Annotated in this window: 1 pseudogene; it reads right to left on the bottom strand. The window is 61.9% G+C overall.

What is annotated here, in order from left to right:
* Nucleotides 1-686 (bottom strand): annotated as a pseudogene (locus EOD15_RS34815) (transposase); the annotation flags it as partial.
* Nucleotides 687-968: the final 282 nt, after the last annotated feature.

Raw genomic sequence — 968 nt, 5'->3', positions numbered from 1 at the left:
GGCAACGCTCGCAGCCACGGTGACGTCGAGGCCGGGCAACGTCATCAGGCGGCGGATTGTCTGATCCTGGAGGGCATGTACGGCGATATCCGCCTCGACCACCGTCAACGCCTCGTTGATCTGGTTAATCAAGCCGAGGTGGCGCTCGATGGCGGCGCGCTCAGCCGCAGGCAATATTTGCCTCGTCAGCCATTTGCGCCCGCTGATCCCGACGAGGTCCCATGCGGACACGGCGGGATCAGGTGGGCGTGGAGGATTGACTGGATCAGGTTCTTTAGCCGCGAACGCTGGCGAACCAGCTGTGTCCGCCTGGTGACCTGTCTTCGGAGGGCAAGGGTCCCCGGATCCGGAACCCAGACCTCCGGCAGAAAGCCCGAGGCGTAGAGCTTCGCAAGGACAGTGGCGTCGATCGTGTCAGTCTTCACCTTCGCGTGCGCGATCATGTGCACCTGCTTAGGATTGGCGATCACGATCCGATCGACGTAGGGCGACAGCACTTCAGCGACGGCCGCGGCATTGCCGGTCGCCTCGATCACCACATGATCATCGCGGGTGAGTTCCCTCCTGGCGAACTCCTCGAGCTTATTGCGCAGCATTTGAACGCGGCCGAGCTTGACGATCTCGCCATCAAGCAACGACACGACCTCGGCGGCTACGCGGTTTATGTCCATGCCGATAATACGCACGGTTCCCTCCATCGTTGGTCACGAACAGGGAGCCAGCGGGCAACACGACAAATACGGATCCGCGCTCGCAGCGCATCCGGGCGAGTCGTAGGGGCGGCCAGATAACGTGCTCGAACTCGCAGTTCATCTGCATACGACGGCCTGCCCGCACTTGCGTGCTCCCGGTGCCCCGTGGCCCGGATGCGCCAAGCTTAACGAACCTGACAACCGAACAAACGATGGCACCAAGAACATCATGCCGGATAATGGCTTCATCGAGAGCTTCAACGGCCGACTGCGCGA

This window comes from Mesorhizobium sp. M7A.T.Ca.US.000.02.2.1 (genome assembly GCF_003996995.1).
Classification (GTDB): domain Bacteria; phylum Pseudomonadota; class Alphaproteobacteria; order Rhizobiales; family Rhizobiaceae; genus Mesorhizobium.
This window is presented reverse-complemented; position numbering and strand designations above follow the sequence as displayed.